We start from the raw sequence: 15,866 nt of genomic DNA, 5'->3' as shown, positions 1-15,866 counted from the left end.
GGCCCTCTTGCAACAACTCAACGGAGGCGGCTCACCGCCCCGGCACTACGACTGCCGGAACTCCGCGTCCACCACGTCGTCCTTCTTGGCCGAGGCCTGCGAGCCCGGAGCCGCGGAGGGGCCAGCGCCCGGCGCACCCTCGGCGCCCGGAACGCCGCCAGTGGCGCGGTACATCTCCTCCGCCGCCTTGTAGCTGGCCGCCTGGAGCTTATCGAGGGCCGCCTTGATGGCGTCCTTGTCCTGGCCGTCGCGGACCTTGTTGAGCTCCGCCACCGCCTCCTCGAGCGGCTTCGCCACGTCCGCGGACAGCTTGTCCTTGTTCTCCTTCAGCAGCTTCTCCGCGGCGTAGGCCTGGCTCTCCGCCTGGTTCTTCACCTCCACCAGCTCGCGGCGGGCCTTGTCGGCCGCCTCGTTGGCGCGGGCGTCGGAGACCATCTTCTCCACCTCGTCCTTCGCGAGGCCGGACGAGTGGGTGATGGTGACCTTCTGCTCCTTGCCGGTGGCCTTGTCCTTGGCGCTGACGTTCAGGATGCCGTTCGCGTCGATGTCGAACGTCACCTCGATCTGCGGCACGCCGCGCGGCGCCGGAGGCATGCCCGTCAGGTGGAAGCGGCCGAGGCTGCGGTTGTCGCCCGCCATCTCGCGCTCACCCTGCAGCACGTGGATCTCCACCTGCGTCTGGCCGTCCGCGGCCGTGGAGAAGGTCTCCGACTTGCGCGAGGGGATGGTGGTGTTGCGCTCGATGAGCTTCGTCATCACGCCACCCAGCGTCTCCACGCCCAGGCTCAGCGGCGTCACGTCCAGCAGGAGGATGTCCTTCACCTCGCCGGAGAGCACGCCCGCCTGCACCGCGGCGCCCACCGCCACGACCTCGTCCGGGTTCACCGAGCGGTTCGGCTCCTTGCCGAACAGCCGCTTCACCGCCTCCTGCACCTTCGGGATGCGGGTGGTGCCGCCCACCAGCACGACCTCGTTCAGGTCCTTCGGGTCCAGCCCGGAGTCCTTGAGGCACTTGCGGCACGGCTCCAGCGAGCGCTCGATGAGGTCGTCGATCATCGCCTCGAACTTGGCGCGCGTGAGCTTGACGTTGAGGTGCTTGGGACCGGACGCGTCCGCCGTGAGGAACGGCAGGTTGATGTCCGTCTCCATCGCGCTCGACAGCTCGATCTTCGCCTTCTCCGCCGCCTCCTTCAGGCGCTGGAGCACCATCTTGTCCTTGGTGACGTCGAGCCCGGTGTCCTTCTTGAACTCGGCAATCAGCCAATCCATGATCCGCAGGTCGATGTTGTCGCCACCCAGGTGCGTGTCACCGTTGGTCGCGAGCACGTCGACCACGCTCTCGCCCACTTCCAGGATGGACACGTCGAAGGTGCCGCCGCCGAAGTCGTAGACGGCGATCTTCTCGTCCTTCTTCTTGTCCATGCCGTACGCGAGCGCCGCGGCGGTCGGCTCGTTCACGATGCGCTTCACCGTGAGGCCGGCAATCTCACCGGCGTCCTTGGTGGCCTGGCGCTGGGCGTCGTTGAAGTACGCGGGGACGGTGATGACCGCCTCCGTCACCTTCTCGCCGAGGTAGTTCTCCGCCGCCCGCTTCAGCTTCAGCAGCACCTGCGCGCTGATCTCCGGCGCGCTGAACTGCTTGCCGTCGATGTCCACGCGCGCGTCGCCGTGCGGGCCCCGGGCGACCTTGTAGGGGACCAGCTTGGCCTCCTCGGTCACCTCATCGTGGCGCCGGCCCATGAAGCGCTTGATGGAGTAGACGGTCCGCTCGGGGTTGGTGATGGCCTGACGCTTGGCCACCTGGCCCACCAGGCGCTCCCCATCCTTCGTGAACGCGACCACCGAGGGCGTGATGCGGCTGCCTTCCTCGTTGACGATCACCTTGGGCTCGCGACCCTCCATGATCGCAACCACGCTGTTCGTGGTGCCCAGGTCGATCCCGATAATCTTGCCCACGGTTCGTATCCTCCGGAAAAGACTGCGTTTTTCTCAAAAGCTCCTGATGTACGCCCAACGTAACCACCCACCCCCTCGTGTCAAACCAGGCAGGTGTCCGCGCGGGCCCGTCGATGTGAAGGTGGCAACCCCCGGTGCGTAGCGCAGTGCGCAGGCAGGCATGCGCCGCGTCACGCCCGCGCCACCAGCGCGGCACGGGTGCGTAACGCGCTCTACACCTCTGTCACCCCGCGGTAGCAACCGGGCGACCTCACGATCAGCAGCCAACGCTCCAACCCCTTGGAAAGACATGCCTGCTCGCCTGCTGACGCCTCGCGTCAGGGCTTGGCGAGAAAAGTGCACACTCGGGCAGCCGTCGCCATCGGGCCCCCCGTCCCGAGCAACCCAGGAGCCTGCCGCATGCTCGTCCAGCCCCTCCGCTCTCCGGACTTCCGCCGTGCTCCCGCGTCGGACACCGCCGCCGAGCCGAAGGTCGCGGTGCTGCTGAACGCCAACGCCCGCAAGGTGGACGCACGGGTGGTGAAGTCGCTGTCGCACGTGGTGCCGGAGCAGGACCTGTTCCTCTCCCGCTCGCCGCTGGATGCGCGGCGCATCATCCAGACGGTGCTGGAGCGGGGCTACCCCATGGTCTTCACGGGCGGCGGCGACGGCACCTTCATGGGCTTCGTCAACGAGGTGCTGCACCAGGTGGGCCCGCGCGGCCGCTTCGCCGGCCAGACGGCGCCCCGCTTCGGCATCCTCAAGCTGGGCACGGGCAACGGCATCGCCGCGCACGTGAATGCCTCCAGCACGCGCGGCGACGGCATCCTCAATGACGTGCTGCGCGCCCGCACCGGAGAAGTGCCCGGCTACCGCCCCATGGACCTGCTGATGGTGGACGGCCAGCGCGCGCCGTTCGCCGGGCTGGGCGTGGATGGCAAGGTGCTCAACGACTACATCTGGGTGAAGGAGAACCTGGGCAAGGGCCTGTTGAAGGGCATGCTCACGGGCAGCGGCGGCTACTTCTCCGCGGTGGCCTGCAAGACGGTGCCGCACTACCTCACCCACTCCACCTGGGTGGAGTGCGAAGTCGTGAATGGCCCCTCCAGCGAGGCGTACCGGCTGGGCTCGGACGGGCGCGCGGTGGGTGACGCGCTGGCCCCCGGCGCCACGCTGTTCCGCGGCCAGCTGATGATGGCGGCGGCGGGCACCATGCCCTTCTACGGTTACGGCTTCCGCATGTTCCCCTTCGCCAGCGAGCGCCGCGGCTTCATGCAGCTGCGCCTGGGCCAGGTGAAGCCGGGGGCCGTGCTGGCAAACCTGCCGAAGCTGTGGAACGGCCGCTGGTTCCCGGAAGGGCTCCACGACTTCCACGCCCGCGAAGTGACGATTCGCTTCGCCCGCCCCATGCCCTTCCAGGTGGGCGGCGACGCGGCCGGCTACCGCGACCAGGTGACGCTGTCCGTCGCCCCCGAGTCCATCGAGCTGGTGGACTTCAACGGCGCGATGAACTGACGCGAGCGGTACCGCTGTCCGGGTGCCGGCCCCTTGCGCTCCCGCGCGGGGCGCCGGGCCGGACGGTGACGCGGGCGGGCCCCTGCCCTACCCGCGGTCTCTCGAGGCCGGCGGCTTCTCGCCCGGCTCCTTGCGGCGGCCCACGACGAAGGCATAGCTGACGCTCGCCTTGCCGTTGCTCTCACGGTGCAGCGCCAGCTCCTCGCGCAGCCCCGCCGCCTGCGCTCCCGCGGGCGCGGACGCCAGCTGCGCCTCGACGTCCCGGTAGTACGCGTCCAGCTCCGTGTCGTGGAGCGTCTCCGCGGACTCGGGCTCGTAGCCGGAGCCCTCCAGCGTCTGGAGCATCTCGCGCGGCAGGAGCAGCGGCCCGCCCACGCGCCGCTCCCAGAAGTCGAGCGTGGCCTTGGGGGCGAAGCGCCCCACCCTCGCGGGGAACGTCAGTCCCAGCCGGCCCCGCTTCGCCAGCAACGGCCGCATCCCCGCCAGCGTGGGCCTGAGCGGATACAGCACGTGGCCCTGGATGAGGATGGCGTTGAAGCTGCCCTCGGGCAGGCCGAGCGCGTCCAGCGCCACGCGCCGCACCTCGAGCCGGTCGCCCAGCCCCTGGGCCCTCACGCGCTCTCGCAGGGGGGCCAGCAGGGACTCGTCCGTGTCCGCGGCCACCACCGAGCAGCCCAGCTCCCGCACCAGCAGCAGCGCGGCACTGGCGTCCGGGCCGCAGCCGAGCACCAGCACCCGCGCGCCCGGCTCCAGCTGGGCCACCTTCGCGAAGCGCCGCGTGGCTTCATCCGAGCCGAAGGCGCGCCGGACGCCTGCGGGGTGGAACAGAGGGAAGGGCTCTGCGGGGCTCATGAGGTTCCTCATATACCTGCCCCGTCCGGACTTCCAGCCACGGACCCGCCCCATCCGGGCGAGGGGGCACGCCCTCAGAGGTAATAGACGACCCGCTCGTCCTGGTGGAGCTGGGCGTAGATGGCGCGCCGGTGCTCCTCGGACAGCAGGTACACCGACACGCTCAGCGAGACGTACTTGCCCTTGGTGCTGGGCTGCTCGCGGATGGAGTCCGGGGAGATCTCCGTCCCCATCAGCCTCCGGAACAGCTCCCTCACGTGCTCGGTGAAGCCGGACTCCTGCTTGCCCATCACCTTGAAGGTGTAGACGGTGGGGTACTCGATGAGGGGCTTCTTCTCCTCCCCCGGGGGAGGCGTCTTCTCGGGGCCGTCCTTCGTCATGGCACGTCTCGTTGGGTTTCGCGGGCGCAGGCGCTTAGAGCAGGTTCGCGGCCAGCTCGGCCAGGACGCTGCGCTCGCCCTTGGCCATGGTGATGTGCGCCGCGATCTTCTCGTTCTTGAAGCGGTTGACCACGTGCACCAGGCCGTTGTTGGTCGCGTCCACGTACGGGTTGTCGATCTGGAACGGGTCGCCGGTGAGGATGATCTTCGTGTTGTCGCCCACGCGGGTGATGATGGTCTTCACCTCGTGCGGCGTGAGGTTCTGCGCCTCGTCCACGATGATGAACTGGTTGGGCAGGCTGCGGCCGCGGATGTACGTCAGCGGCTCGATCTCCATCAGCCCCAGGTCCAGCAGCTCGTGGTAGCCGCGCCCGGCCTTCTTGTCGGAGCGGCTGAGGTTCATCAGGAACTCCACGTTGTCGAAGATGGGCTGCATCCAGGGGTTGAGCTTCTCCTCGACGCTGCCGGGCAGGTAGCCGATGTCGCGCCCCAGCGGGAAGATGGGCCGGCTCACCAGGAGCTTCTGGTACAGCCCCTCCTCCGTCACCTTCTGCAGGCCCGCGGCGATGGCGAGCAGCGTCTTGCCCGTGCCCGCCTTGCCGACGATGGTGACGAGCTTGATGTCGTCATTGAGCAGCAGGTCCAGGCAGAAGGTCTGCTCCATGTTGCGCGGGCGCACGCCCCACGTGCCGTCCTTGATGGAGCGCAGCAGCGGGACGAGCCGGCCCTTCGTGCCGTGGAAGCGGCCCATGGCGGTGTGGGACGGGTTCGTCTCGTCCTTGAGCAGCACCACCTGGTTGGGAGACAGCGTGTCCGCGTCGGGCAGCTCCACCTCCGCGCCCTGCTTGTACATCTGGTCCACCAGGTCACGCGGGACGAGCCGCTCGGTGAAGCCGGTGTACAGCTCGGTGATTTCCACCCGCTCGGCGTCGTAGTCCTCGGCGATGAGGCCGAGCGCGTCCGCGCGGATGCGCAGGTTGGTGTCCTTGGTGATGAAGACGGCCTGCGTCTCGGGCTCCTTCTCCATCAGGTCGATGGCCACCGCGAGGATGCGGTTGTCCATCAGGTTGCTGTCCGCCATGGACAGCGGCAGCTCGCGGTCGGTGAAGTTGACGCGGAGCATGCCCCCGTGCGGCAGGGGCACGCCCTCCTTCAGCGAGCCCTCCGCACGGAACGAGTCCAGGTAGCGGGCCACCAGTCGCGCGTTGCGCCCCAGCTCGGAGAGATCGCGCTTGAACTGATCGATCTCCTCGATGACGTAGATGGGGATGATGACGTTGTTTTCCTTGAAGCCGTAGATGCTGCGCGGATCATGGAGGAGGACGTTGGTGTCGAGGATGAAGTTCTTTCGCATCGTGGGTTGCGCGACCTGAAGGTTCGGGTGCGACCGCTGTGGCGTGCGACGGGGCCTTCTTTCCACCCAATATAGGCACCGCCCCCGGGGGAATCAGCCAGCTTTCCGCCTGGAAGTCCGGCTGTCCGAAACCCCACGCCCGACGCACGCGGGCCACGCGCCCTGACCGGGCTCGAGGGCCCTGGACATTGAACGCGCAGGCCCCACGCCCCCACTCCCCTGCCGCCACAGGGCTGTAGCGCCCTGTCACGCCTCAGTGCGCGGCGACGGGCGCGAGCGGATCATAACCGAGCAGCTCCACCACCCGCTCGGGCGGCGGGCCCGGCGGCATGCGCTCCCAGGGGAAGCGCTGCTGGAGCGCCTCCTCGTCCAGGGCGAGCGGCTGCCGGGCGTTGATTTGCAGCGCGTCGTCCCACGCCCGCGCGTCGAAGTGGTGGATCAGCCGGCGGCTGAGGGGGGACAGCATGGGGGTGGGCATGAAGGGGACGGACTGGGCCCGGGCGTCGCGCATGCAGCCCAGCTCCACGGCCCAGGCGAGCAGCCAGCGGGGGCGCTGCTGCCCGGCCCCCTTGAGTGCGAGGAAGCGCCCCTGGGCCGCGCCGTCCACGAAGAGGAAGCGGCGCTCGTAGACGCAGGCGGCGGCGAAGGTGGCGGGGATGAGGGCCAGGGCCTCGGCGCCGATGCGGCGGGCCATGAGCAGGAGCAGGTCGAGGATCTGTCCGGAGAGGGCCAGGCCGGGGTGGCTCTGCCCGGGCAGCGGGGGCCGGTTCCAGTCGAAGGCGCGGCCCGGGTTCTGGAGGAGCAGCGAGTCCACGTAGAGGAGCGGCGCGGTGGCGAGCGCGTCGTCCAGGCCCACCTCGGCGCCGATGCTCTTGCGCAGGCTGACGTCGGCGACGGGGGCGTAGAAGCGGCGGCTCCAGAGGACGAGCCGGGGGCGGTACGGGTCCTCGCACTGGACGCGCAGGTCCAGCGGGCCCACGCGCTCCTCCACGCGCTGGAGCAGGCCGTAGGCGCGCAGGGCGCGCTCCAGGCCCTCGGGGCTGTAGGTGCCGAAGACGAGGTCCACGCGGGACTGCTTGGAGTCCCCGCCCAGGCCGAGGTCCTCCAGGGAGAGGTCTTGGTCCTCGGAGACAGCCAGGTCCGCCCCGCTCAGGTGTTGGTAGATGCGGCGGTAGCGGGTGTTGATGGGCTGCGTCCGAGGCATGACGGCCTCCTATTCGTAGCGGATGTCGACCACGGTGAGCTCGATTTCCCCCCGGGGGCGGCGCACCTCGACGGAGTCACCCACGGCCTTGCGCAGGAGCGCACGGCCGATGGGGGACTCCACGCTGATGCGGCCTCCGGCGGCGTCGATCTCATCGGAGCCGACTATCTGGTACGTGGTCCTCGCTCCGTCCTCGTCCTCCAGGGTGACGGTGGCCCCGAAGTAGATTCGTGCACGGTCGCTCTGTTCAGCGGGCGTGACGATGGTGGCGGTGTCCAGGCGCTTCGTCAGGAACCGGAGGCGCCGGTCGATTTCGCGCAGGCGCTTCTTTCCGTAGATGTACTCGGCGTTCTCGGAGCGGTCGCCCTGGGCGGCGGCGGCGGAGACCTCGGCCGTCACCTTGGGGCGCTCCTCGTTGAGGAGGTGGACCAATTCGCGGTGCATGCGCTCGGCGCCCGAGCGGGTGAGGTAGCGGCGGAACGGCGCCTTCTCCTCGTCGTCCTCGAGGTCATCCAAGTCGGGGGGTGCGTCCTGGGACATGCGCCCTGTATAGCGCCGGACGGTGACGGCGGAGTGCGGACGGCGGGCCGGACGTTCACCGGAAGTCGGGGGACGGATGTCAGGAAGCAGGGCGTGTGCTCGCCAGTGGAAAGCGCTCGGGAGTGCTGGTAGGAAGCGCCTGCCCCGAGGCTGACGGGGCGGTTGGACGTCGTAACGAAAAAAGAATAGTGCGAGTCGCTAGCTCAGCTGGTAGAGCACCGGCCTTTTAAGCCGAGGGTCGGGGGTTCGATCCCCCCGCGACTCATGTAGGTGGTAGAGGAGTAGAGCCGTCCCCGTCGTCTAGAGGCCCAGGACGCTGGCCTTTCAAGCCGGTAACACGGGTTCGAATCCCGTCGGGGACAACATGGGAAGCCCAGCAATCTCAAGGGGTTGCTGGGCTTTTCTTTTGCCTCCCGCCCATCATGTGCCCCCAGTGTGCCCCTCCGGCGTCTCTACGCTGGTGCGGCGTAGGGTTGGGGCGCAGGCCGGTCGAGTTGCTGCACCGCGCTCTCTCGGGCCTCCGGCGCGAGGTGGGCGTACCGCATGGTCATCTCGATGGTCGCGTGCCCCATCAGCTCCTGAATGACCTTGAGTGGAACACCCCTCATGGCGAGGTGACTGCCGTAGGTGTGCCGCAGGTCGTGCCAGGTGATGCACCCCTGCTCGCGCGTGATGCCCGCGCGGCTCAGTGCCCCCTCTAGCCGATGCTCCGTCATCCCAGCGGTGAGCGGCTGGCCGTCCTCCCGGCAGAACACGTAAGGGCCTGAGCTTGGCCCAGTTCCGTGGCTCTCCCGCACTTCGCGTGGACCGTAGGTTCAGACGGTGAGCAGCACGCGACGACGCAAGGTCGAGGTTGGCGCGGCCATACATTTGACGCTTGAGGAGCTTGAGCTTCGTGATTTGGCCCTCAGCCTGGGCGTTGCTCCAAGGAGAGGTCAGGGCGGCCCGGACGGCATCGCCGTCCTGTTCGAGGCCCTCCGCAAAGGTCTCCACCGCGCGCACGCCGCACGCGCGAGCCTCACCCAGCCACGCTTCGAAGGGCCTACAGAACCTTGTTGGCCTTGCTCTCTATGAAACACCCCGCGAGCGCACGAGTTCACAGAACCGCCGGGTCAATGCGACGACACGTGACGCTTCCTCGTCCTGCTCAATTCGCGCCAACGTCGCGGTCTCCGTGGAGGTCAGCTCCGAGGGCCTCTTCACGCACAGCCATGCCAGTTGCTTCGGCGAGGCGAGCGCGTCAGGGCGCGTGCCCTTCGACCACCAGTTGCCGCCGAGGTACCTGCGCGCCCCTGAACGAGGCCGAACGGTCCGTCGCATCCGGAGCCAACGGTGGACCTGCCGTGAGGTGCCACGAAAGCCTTGGGCGCGAATCTCCCGCCAGAGTTCGCAGGCGTTCTCACACCCTGCAGCTTGTCGCCGCGTCAGGTCCTTCAGATACGGGTCGAGGATGCTCGGTCCGGGTACGCGAGCCGCGCGCTCGGGGAACGCTTCGGCGGCTGCATATTTGCGCACTGTTCCTCGCGCCAGTCCCAGCGTGCGACTGATTCTCAGCAGAGGTTCCCCCGCCAAGTACGCCGCTCGTGCGTACTCGGTCGACCGGTCTCTGGCGATGACTTCCACGCCGGGATGCTGTTGCAGCCAGACGCTCACGGTGGGAGTCGAGCGGTCTGGCAGGACGTCCCGGACGCGGTGCGCTTCCAGGTCAACGAGAATGGAGCCGTAGGTGTGCCCCTTGCGCAGCGCCCAGTCGTCGAGGCCCAGGACGCGAGCGGGACTGGGAGGAGGCAGCTGAGCGCGGCGAATCAGCCGCAGGAGGGGGTCGGGACTGGTGGGCATGGCCAGGGGCTTGAGCAGTCTGGCTCCAGCCTCTGCTCCGGCAGGAGGGACATCGAGCTCGCGTGCCCTCCATGTACAGCCCGAGGACGGCCTGCGCCGAGCTACCGTGGGTCACCCGGTCCACCTGACATCCAGGAAGTGGATACAGCGTTTCCATTCCCAAGGTGTATTCGCCCTGCTGGCCGCCTGCCGCGTCTGACTCCTCCCCCGAGGGGAACCACACGAAGTGCGGGAGAGCCACGGAACTGGGCCAAGCTCAACACGCCTCTACTCCGGCCCGGCGTACAGCCCGCGTGTCAACCTTCAGCGGCCCTTCTTGGCCCCTCTTCACCAGCCCACCGCCCTCGACTTCGCGAGCCAGCTGTGGATTCCACGTATATCGTCCGCCTCGGCCAGGTCAGATAATCCCTGTGGCCGCGATGTCTGCATCGAAAAGGATGGCTTTCACCTCCTCTCCTACTGCGGGCAATCGGGCCACATCGCGGCGAACGTCTCTCCAGAGGTGCACCATGGACAAGAAGAAGCTGTCACGGCTGCTCGTCTCTCCCGCTGCACTGACGATTGTGTTCGGAGCGCTGTCCAGCAATGCGGCGACGCTGAATCCATCCATCGGTGCGGTCGTCGGCACCGGCCCTGATGCGAATCCGCTCATCGTCGATAACCACAACAACGGCAACAACAACAACAACGACGACCGCGCCATGGCCTCTACCATGAAGCCCGCGCCGCTCAGGCATTTCGATCTCGAACTGCGCATGAGCTGAACAACATCGTCGACGGGCGTTGAGCACCACCCTTCCAAGGTGATGGAGGGGCTTCCCTGGCGGGCGAAGCGGCCCTGGAGGCCGTCCTCGAGCGCTTCGTGCATCATGCCCTCATGCCCGTCACGTGGCGTGCGCACCATCGTCAGGCACATCGAAGTCCAGGGGGCATCGACCAGGCGGCACCCTGAGCGAGGTTTTGCCCCCCCGCCGTCCAGTCCTGGACAACCCTGAGTGCCAATGTCCTCGCATGTGCACCGCTCAGCCACCTGTGGATTCCCCGTATATCTGCGATTGCTTCAAAATCAGATAATGCCAGCGGCCCTGATGTCTGCATCGAAAAGGAAAGCTTTCGCCTCCTCGCATGCTGCAAGCCATCGGGCCACATCGCGGTGAACGTCCCTACAGAGGTGCACCATGGACAAGAAGAAGCTGTCACGGCTGCTCGTCTCTCCCGCTGCATTGACGATTGTGTTCGGAGCGCTGTCCAGCAATGCGGCGACGCTGAATCCGTCAATCGGCTCGGTCGTCGGCACCGGGCCTGATGAGAACCCGCTCATCGTCGACAACAACAACAACAACCACGACAACAACAACAACAACGACCTCGCCATGGCCGCCGCCATGAAGCCTGCGTCGCTCAGGCATTTCGATCTCGAACTGCGCATGAGCTGAACAACGCCGTTGTCGGGCATTGAGCGCCATGCCCGGTCCTCGAGAGTCGTCGTGGCGGCGGTGCTGAAGGTGGCTCCGCCGCCATTCTACCTGCTTCACCCGAACTCTGTCGTTGCTGAGAGAAACGGAGACATCCGAAATGAACCCCACGGCTCGAATCTCCCACCCTTCTCCTGACGAGACGCTCCACCAGGACCGGCACACCGACCTCCACCTGATCTTCCCGCCCCAATGGTCACCGTTTCAGCCGTTCCTCAGCACCCCTTCTCTCAAAGCCTACCTGGAGCAGCGCGGCCATCGCGTTCATCAGGATGACTGGAACCTGGCCTTCTACCAGTGGTTCATCAACCCCGAGCGCCTGCCGTTGGCCCGGTCCAGGCTGCTCCAGTACGCGCGGAGACTGACGGACAACGCCGAAATCTACCGGGCCAAATGTCTGCACGCGCTGGCGGTGCTGGAGGATCATGAGAAGCTCCTCGCCTTGACCAACAAGCTGCGAAGCGGCGACACCTGTGACACCCTGGAATCGTTCAAGGACAGTGCGGACGCCTTGAGGCGGTTGCTCTCCGCCTTCTCCACCGCGGAGCCGGTGGTCACGGTCGGTACCAGTTCCTTCAGCAACGGCGACGTCCTCCAGTCCGTCGACTCCATGCTTTCCTTTCTCGACGACCGCTACGCGAACCCGTTCGTCGAGTTCTTCGAGCGTCAAGTCGAGGCCATCAGCCGGCCGCCGCGCTATTTCGGCATCTCCATCATCGGAGGCGAGCAGGTAATTGCGGGCCTGACCCTTGGGCGCGTGTTGAGAAGGAGGTTTCCTGACTCCCCCGTGCTGGTGGGCGGGAGTGTGTTCTCCCGGCTCGTCGAGAAGGAAAAGGACACCATTGCGCGTCTGTTCGGCGACTGCTTCGATTACATCTGCCTGTACGAGGGGGAGAAGCCCATGGACCTCTTCCTCTCCAGCGACTCACCGCGCCGTGACCGGACTCCCAACCTCGCGTTCATGGAGGACGGCAAGGTGGTCGTGACGCCCCATTGCGAACAGCTCACCATGGAGGAGCTCCCGACCCCGGACTTCTCCAACCTGCCCCTGAACGAGTATCTGTCGCCTAACATCGTGCTGCCGCTGCTGACCACGCGTGGCTGTTATTGGGGGAAGTGCGCCTTCTGCTACCACGGCATGATCTATGGTGAGCGCTACCGCATGCGTGCCCCGGCGTCGATCGCCAGGGACGTCCAGGTGCTGAACGAGCGCCACGGCGTGAAGCATTTCGTCTTCAACGACGAGGCGCTGCCTCCCAAGCTCTTCCGCCTGCTCCCGCAGGCCATGCCCAAGGGCAAGTACTTCTTCACCGCGCTCTACAAGTTCGAGAAGATCTTCAAGCCCGAAGATTACAAGGGCATGTATGACATTGGCTTCCGCTCGCTCTACATCGGACTGGAGTCGGCCTCCGAGCAGATGCAGCGGAAGATGCTCAAGAACAACACTCAGAAGACGATGGTGGACAACCTCCAGTTCGCGCATGACGCGGGCATCTGGAATCACACCTTCAACTTTTTTGGCTTCCCGACGGAGACCGCGGAGGACGCGGAGGAGACCATCCAGTTCCTTCTCAACCACGCGAACATCCTGCACTCCGAAGGGACCGGTACCTTCTCTTTCGAGCACAATGCTCCCATCCACAAGGCACCGGACCGGTTCGGGGTCAGGAGCGTCAAGGCCAAGACGGACTCCATCCTGAACCTGTTCTACGACTACGAGCCGGCCACGGGGCTCGATGCCGAGGCCGCGCGAGGCATGTTGGAGCGCTTCACGAAGCTCAAGAGCGAGCGGGGCCTCTACCAGACGGGCCACTGGATTGCGCGCGAGCACCTGGTACTGCTGCTCAGCCGCTTTGGCCGGGACGAACTGCGCCGGCAGCTCATCGACGTCGAGTCCCTTGAGCGGACCTACCCCGCCGCCGAAATCCTCCGGAGCTTCACCGTCGACTCCCCTGAGGGCCCGAGACACTTCGTCGTCAACCGCCACCTGGGGCGCGTCTGCTCCACCAACGCTGACACCCTACGGCTGGTGGAGTGGTTGTCGCCGGAGGCGTCGGTTGCCGACCTGCTGGACCTCTACCCCGTGTTCGGACCGTTGCTCGACCGCCACAACCCGGAGGCGGTTGCCGCCGACCTGGCGCATGCCTTCCCTGGCGCTGTCGACGGTTCACTGGCCCTGCAGCCTTGAAGCAACGCGGGCGCGTGTCCGCTCTCGCCTGTACGGCGGACACGCGCCAGGGCCCCTTCAATCCGCGCGCAGCGAGGTTGCGGGGGACACCCGGCTGGCGCGCAGGGCCGGCACCCAGCTTGCCAGCAGGGACACACCGCTCAGTCCCGCGGCGACGCCCAGGAAGATGCCGGGCTCATTGGCCTCTACACCGTACAGCATGGACGCCAGCAGCCGGGTGCAGCCGAAGGCCGCCACCAGCCCCACCCCGACGCCCAGCAAAGTCAGCCGCAAGCCCTGGCCCATCACCAGTCCCAGCACCTGCCGGGGGTGGGCGCCCAACGCGAGGCGGATGCCCAGCTCGCGTGTGCGCTGGCCCACGGTGTAGGCCATGACGCCGTAGACGCCGACACCGGCCAGCACGACTGCCAGCAGGGCGAAGGCGGCCAACAGCCGCGCGGTGGCAGCAGGGCGCTGCATCTGCGTGTCCAGCCGCTGCGCGAAGGGCGCAAGGTCGTAGATGGGCTGCGCAGAGTCCACGGCCCGGACCTCGTTGCGCACCGCCGCCATCAACCCGGCGGCCCCGCTTCGTGTCCGCAGGAGGAGCGTCATGGCGCCGGCGGGCCGCTGGGAGAAGGGCACATAGGCCTCCGGCTGGGCCGGGAGCGTGAGCTTGTCGTGCCGCACGTCCGCGACCACGCCGACAATCTGGCGGAACGTCCGCTCGCTCCCCCACAACAACTGCACCCTCCGGCCCAGGGCGTCCGCACCGCCGAGGTAGCGTCGGACGAAGGCCTCGTTGACGATGACGGAAGGCACACCCTGCTCTCCGTCCTCGGGGCCGAAGGCCCGGCCCTGGCGCACCGCGATGTGCATGGCGCGGAAATAGCCCGGGCTGGCCACGCGAAACTCGGTGATGAACCGCTCGCCGGGCTGCGCCGTGCCTGCCTCCAGAATGAAGTCGCCGTTGCTGCTGCTGCCCCCTAGGGGCGCATCGTTGACCAGACCCACCGCCTCCACGCCCGGTAGCGCCTGCAGTCGGCCCTCCAAGGCCTCGAAGAAGCCCCGGACCTGCGCCTCACTCGTGTACTTCGCGGCGGGCAGGTTCAGCCTCGCGGAGAGCACCCCGTCGGCGTCGAAGCCCGGGTCCACGGCCTGCACGTTGCGCAGCGTGCGCAGCATCAGCGCGGTGCCGGCCAGCAGCACCAGCGCCAGCGCCAGTTGCACGGCCACCAGGGCGCTGCGCAACGGATGGCTGGAGCGGGCTCCCGCCGCGCTGCCGGACTGCTTGAGCAGGGGCAGCACGTCCAGGCCCGAGGTGTGCAGAGCGGGGACGAGGCCGAAGAGCAACCCCGCGCCCACGGACAGCACGAGACTGAAGACCAGCCCCATGCCGCTCAGTTCCACGGGTGTCAGCCGCAGCATGCTCGCGGGCAGCAGGGTCCGCACCAGCCCCATCCCCCACATCACCAGCAGGAGCCCCAGTGTGCCGCCGAACAGGGACAGCAGCACACTCTCCACCAGTGCCTGCTGGATGCGCCGGCCCCGGCTGGCCCCCAGCGCCGCGCGGATGGCCCCGTCGCGCTGCCGCGCCAGCGCCCGTACCAACATGAGGTTGGCCACGTTGGCGCAGGCGATGAGCAGCACGAAGGCCACCGCGGCCCACAGCGTCCACAGCATGGGACGTGTGTTGGCGGTGAGGTGCTCCTGCCAGGGCGTCACCTGCACCCCATGCGGCTTCTGACCGGGCCCCGAGCGGTCGATGGCGGCAGCCACCCGGGCCAGGTCCGCTCGGGCCGCATCCAGCGAGGTGCCGGGCGCAAGCCGTCCCAGCACATTCAAGTGGTGGTTGCCGTGGCGCTGGGGGTCCGCCCACATGGGCACCCACACCTCGGGCTCCACGGAGAAGTCCGGAAAGGCGAAGCTCTGGGGCAGCACCCCCACCACCGTGTGGCTGCGCCCGTCCAACACCACCGTGCGGCCCACCACGCCCGGGGCGCCCCCCAGCGTCCGTTGCCAGAAGGCATGGCTCAGCAGCACCACGAAGGAGTCGGTGCCGGGAGGGGCATCCTCGTCGACGAAGTCCCGGCCCTGCACCGGCGTCACGCCCAGGGTGGCGAAGAAGTTGGGAGTGACACGCCCGCCAACCACCCGCTCCGGTGAGTCGTTCCCCAGATGATTGAGATTGACGCGCTCGTACCCTGCCACCTGGGCAAGTCCCCTGGCATGCTCACGCCAGCCCAGAAGCTCCGGCTCCGAGACCGAGACAGGGCCCGCGCGGTCCTGCACGCACCAAAGGCGCACCACGTCACCGGCCGCAGGGAAAGGCAGGGGCCGCAGCAATAGGGCGTGGATGGCGCTGAAGAGAACGGTGTTCGCCCCGATGGCCAGCGCGAGCGTGATTCCGGCAGCTAGCGTGAAGCCGGGGGTGCGTGACAGCGTACGCAGCGCGTACCGGAAGTCCTGCCGGAGACGGTCCATGACGAAGCTCCGTGCAAATCACATATCAACAAACTCCGTCCCGATTATCCTGGGATTCCATCGAAAAGTGCAAGGCGCGAGGATAGATGCCCCCTCCCTTCCCTCGAGGTGGATGGCGACCGGA

Annotated in this window: 12 protein-coding genes, 2 tRNA genes and 2 pseudogenes; 6 read left to right on the top strand and 10 right to left on the bottom strand. The window is 67.5% G+C overall.

The genetic code is table 11. The features are described 5' to 3' along the window. Positions 1-45: 45 nt before the first annotated feature. Complete coding sequence (gene dnaK, locus ACX9TP_RS19175; RefSeq protein ID WP_482981174.1) at positions 46-1,956, bottom strand: molecular chaperone DnaK; 1,911 nt, start codon at positions 1,954-1,956, stop codon at positions 46-48. Between the two features lie 399 nt (positions 1,957-2,355). Between dnaK and ACX9TP_RS19170 the strand changes: the two genes are divergently transcribed. Then, a complete protein-coding gene (locus tag ACX9TP_RS19170; RefSeq protein WP_482981173.1) occupies positions 2,356-3,450 on the top strand; it encodes a diacylglycerol/lipid kinase family protein in 1,095 nt (364 codons plus the stop codon). An 87-nt stretch (positions 3,451-3,537) separates the two neighbouring features. On the opposite strand, the gene ACX9TP_RS19165 is transcribed toward ACX9TP_RS19170, so the two are convergent. The 5 genes from ACX9TP_RS19165 to greB form a co-directional block, all read right to left on the bottom strand. Beyond that, positions 3,538-4,302 carry an SAM-dependent methyltransferase gene (locus tag ACX9TP_RS19165; protein WP_482981172.1) on the bottom strand — a complete coding sequence of 255 codons (765 nt, stop codon included), beginning with the start codon at positions 4,300-4,302 and terminating at the stop codon, positions 3,538-3,540. A gap of 74 nt (positions 4,303-4,376) precedes the next feature. Beyond that, entirely contained in the window at positions 4,377-4,682 is a 306-nt protein-coding gene (locus ACX9TP_RS19160) for an HP0495 family protein (protein WP_482981171.1), read from the bottom strand. Positions 4,683-4,716: 34 nt separating this feature from the next. Next, the gene (locus ACX9TP_RS19155; RefSeq protein WP_482981170.1) at positions 4,717-6,036 is read right to left on the bottom strand and encodes a PhoH family protein; all 1,320 of its coding nucleotides are present in this window, start codon (positions 6,034-6,036) and stop codon (positions 4,717-4,719) included. Positions 6,037-6,289: 253 nt separating this feature from the next. Further along, positions 6,290-7,240: a deacetylase gene (locus tag ACX9TP_RS19150; RefSeq protein WP_482981169.1), complete on the bottom strand. Its 951-nt coding sequence runs from the start codon at positions 7,238-7,240 to the stop codon at positions 6,290-6,292. A gap of 9 nt (positions 7,241-7,249) precedes the next feature. After that, the gene (greB, locus tag ACX9TP_RS19145) at positions 7,250-7,780 is read right to left on the bottom strand and encodes a transcription elongation factor GreB (RefSeq protein ID WP_482981168.1); all 531 of its coding nucleotides are present in this window, start codon (positions 7,778-7,780) and stop codon (positions 7,250-7,252) included. A gap of 192 nt (positions 7,781-7,972) precedes the next feature. Here greB and ACX9TP_RS19140 point away from each other — a divergent pair. After that, positions 7,973-8,045 (top strand) — tRNA-Lys (locus tag ACX9TP_RS19140). A 24-nt stretch (positions 8,046-8,069) separates the two neighbouring features. Next, positions 8,070-8,142: transfer RNA gene (locus ACX9TP_RS19135), tRNA-Glu, on the top strand. Positions 8,143-8,162: 20 nt separating this feature from the next. Here the strand turns inward: ACX9TP_RS19135 and ACX9TP_RS19130 are convergent. The 3 genes and pseudogenes from ACX9TP_RS19130 to ACX9TP_RS19120 all read right to left on the bottom strand — a co-directional run. Beyond that, positions 8,163-8,544: pseudogene (locus ACX9TP_RS19130) on the bottom strand (tyrosine-type recombinase/integrase); the annotation flags it as partial. Between the two features lie 67 nt (positions 8,545-8,611). After that, positions 8,612-8,767: pseudogene (locus tag ACX9TP_RS19125) on the bottom strand (hypothetical protein); the annotation flags it as partial. 81 nt (positions 8,768-8,848) lie between these two features. After that, complete coding sequence (locus ACX9TP_RS19120) at positions 8,849-9,619, bottom strand: transposase (RefSeq protein WP_482981167.1); 771 nt, start codon at positions 9,617-9,619, stop codon at positions 8,849-8,851. A 509-nt stretch (positions 9,620-10,128) separates the two neighbouring features. On the opposite strand from ACX9TP_RS19120, the gene ACX9TP_RS19115 reads away from it, so the two are divergent. The 3 genes from ACX9TP_RS19115 to ACX9TP_RS19105 all read left to right on the top strand — a co-directional run bounded on the left by ACX9TP_RS19115 (position 10,129) and on the right by ACX9TP_RS19105 (position 13,282). Beyond that, positions 10,129-10,383 carry a hypothetical protein gene (locus tag ACX9TP_RS19115; RefSeq protein ID WP_482981166.1) on the top strand — a complete coding sequence of 85 codons (255 nt, stop codon included), beginning with the start codon at positions 10,129-10,131 and terminating at the stop codon, positions 10,381-10,383. Positions 10,384-10,797: 414 nt separating this feature from the next. After that, positions 10,798-11,055, top strand: a complete 258-nt coding sequence (locus ACX9TP_RS19110) for a hypothetical protein (RefSeq protein WP_482981165.1) — start codon at positions 10,798-10,800, stop codon at positions 11,053-11,055. 139 nt (positions 11,056-11,194) lie between these two features. Beyond that, a complete protein-coding gene (locus tag ACX9TP_RS19105) occupies positions 11,195-13,282 on the top strand; it encodes a B12-binding domain-containing radical SAM protein (RefSeq protein ID WP_482981164.1) in 2,088 nt (695 codons plus the stop codon). 57 nt (positions 13,283-13,339) lie between these two features. On the opposite strand, the gene ACX9TP_RS19100 is transcribed toward ACX9TP_RS19105, so the two are convergent. Then, a complete protein-coding gene (locus tag ACX9TP_RS19100) occupies positions 13,340-15,742 on the bottom strand; it encodes an ABC transporter permease (RefSeq protein ID WP_482981163.1) in 2,403 nt (800 codons plus the stop codon). Between the last annotated feature and the right edge of the window lie 124 nt (positions 15,743-15,866).

Source organism: Pyxidicoccus sp. M15 (genome assembly GCF_056858435.1).
The sequence above is the reverse complement of the archived record's forward strand: the minus strand, read 5'-3'. Positions and strand labels throughout refer to the sequence as shown.

Coding starts and splice junctions, on each gene's coding strand:
- ACX9TP_RS19170 (WP_482981173.1), top strand. CDS start 2,356: ATGCTCGTCCAGCCCCTCCGCTCTCCGGACTTCCGCCGTGCTCCCGCG.
- ACX9TP_RS19165 (WP_482981172.1), bottom strand. CDS start 4,302: ATGAGCCCCGCAGAGCCCTTCCCTCTGTTCCACCCCGCAGGCGTCCGG.
- ACX9TP_RS19160 (WP_482981171.1), bottom strand. CDS start 4,682: ATGACGAAGGACGGCCCCGAGAAGACGCCTCCCCCGGGGGAGGAGAAG.
- ACX9TP_RS19155 (WP_482981170.1), bottom strand. CDS start 6,036: ATGCGAAAGAACTTCATCCTCGACACCAACGTCCTCCTCCATGATCCG.
- ACX9TP_RS19150 (WP_482981169.1), bottom strand. CDS start 7,240: ATGCCTCGGACGCAGCCCATCAACACCCGCTACCGCCGCATCTACCAA.
- greB (WP_482981168.1), bottom strand. CDS start 7,780: ATGTCCCAGGACGCACCCCCCGACTTGGATGACCTCGAGGACGACGAG.
- ACX9TP_RS19120 (WP_482981167.1), bottom strand. CDS start 9,619: ATGCCCACCAGTCCCGACCCCCTCCTGCGGCTGATTCGCCGCGCTCAG.
- ACX9TP_RS19115 (WP_482981166.1), top strand. CDS start 10,129: ATGGACAAGAAGAAGCTGTCACGGCTGCTCGTCTCTCCCGCTGCACTG.
- ACX9TP_RS19110 (WP_482981165.1), top strand. CDS start 10,798: ATGGACAAGAAGAAGCTGTCACGGCTGCTCGTCTCTCCCGCTGCATTG.
- ACX9TP_RS19105 (WP_482981164.1), top strand. CDS start 11,195: ATGAACCCCACGGCTCGAATCTCCCACCCTTCTCCTGACGAGACGCTC.
- ACX9TP_RS19100 (WP_482981163.1), bottom strand. CDS start 15,742: ATGGACCGTCTCCGGCAGGACTTCCGGTACGCGCTGCGTACGCTGTCA.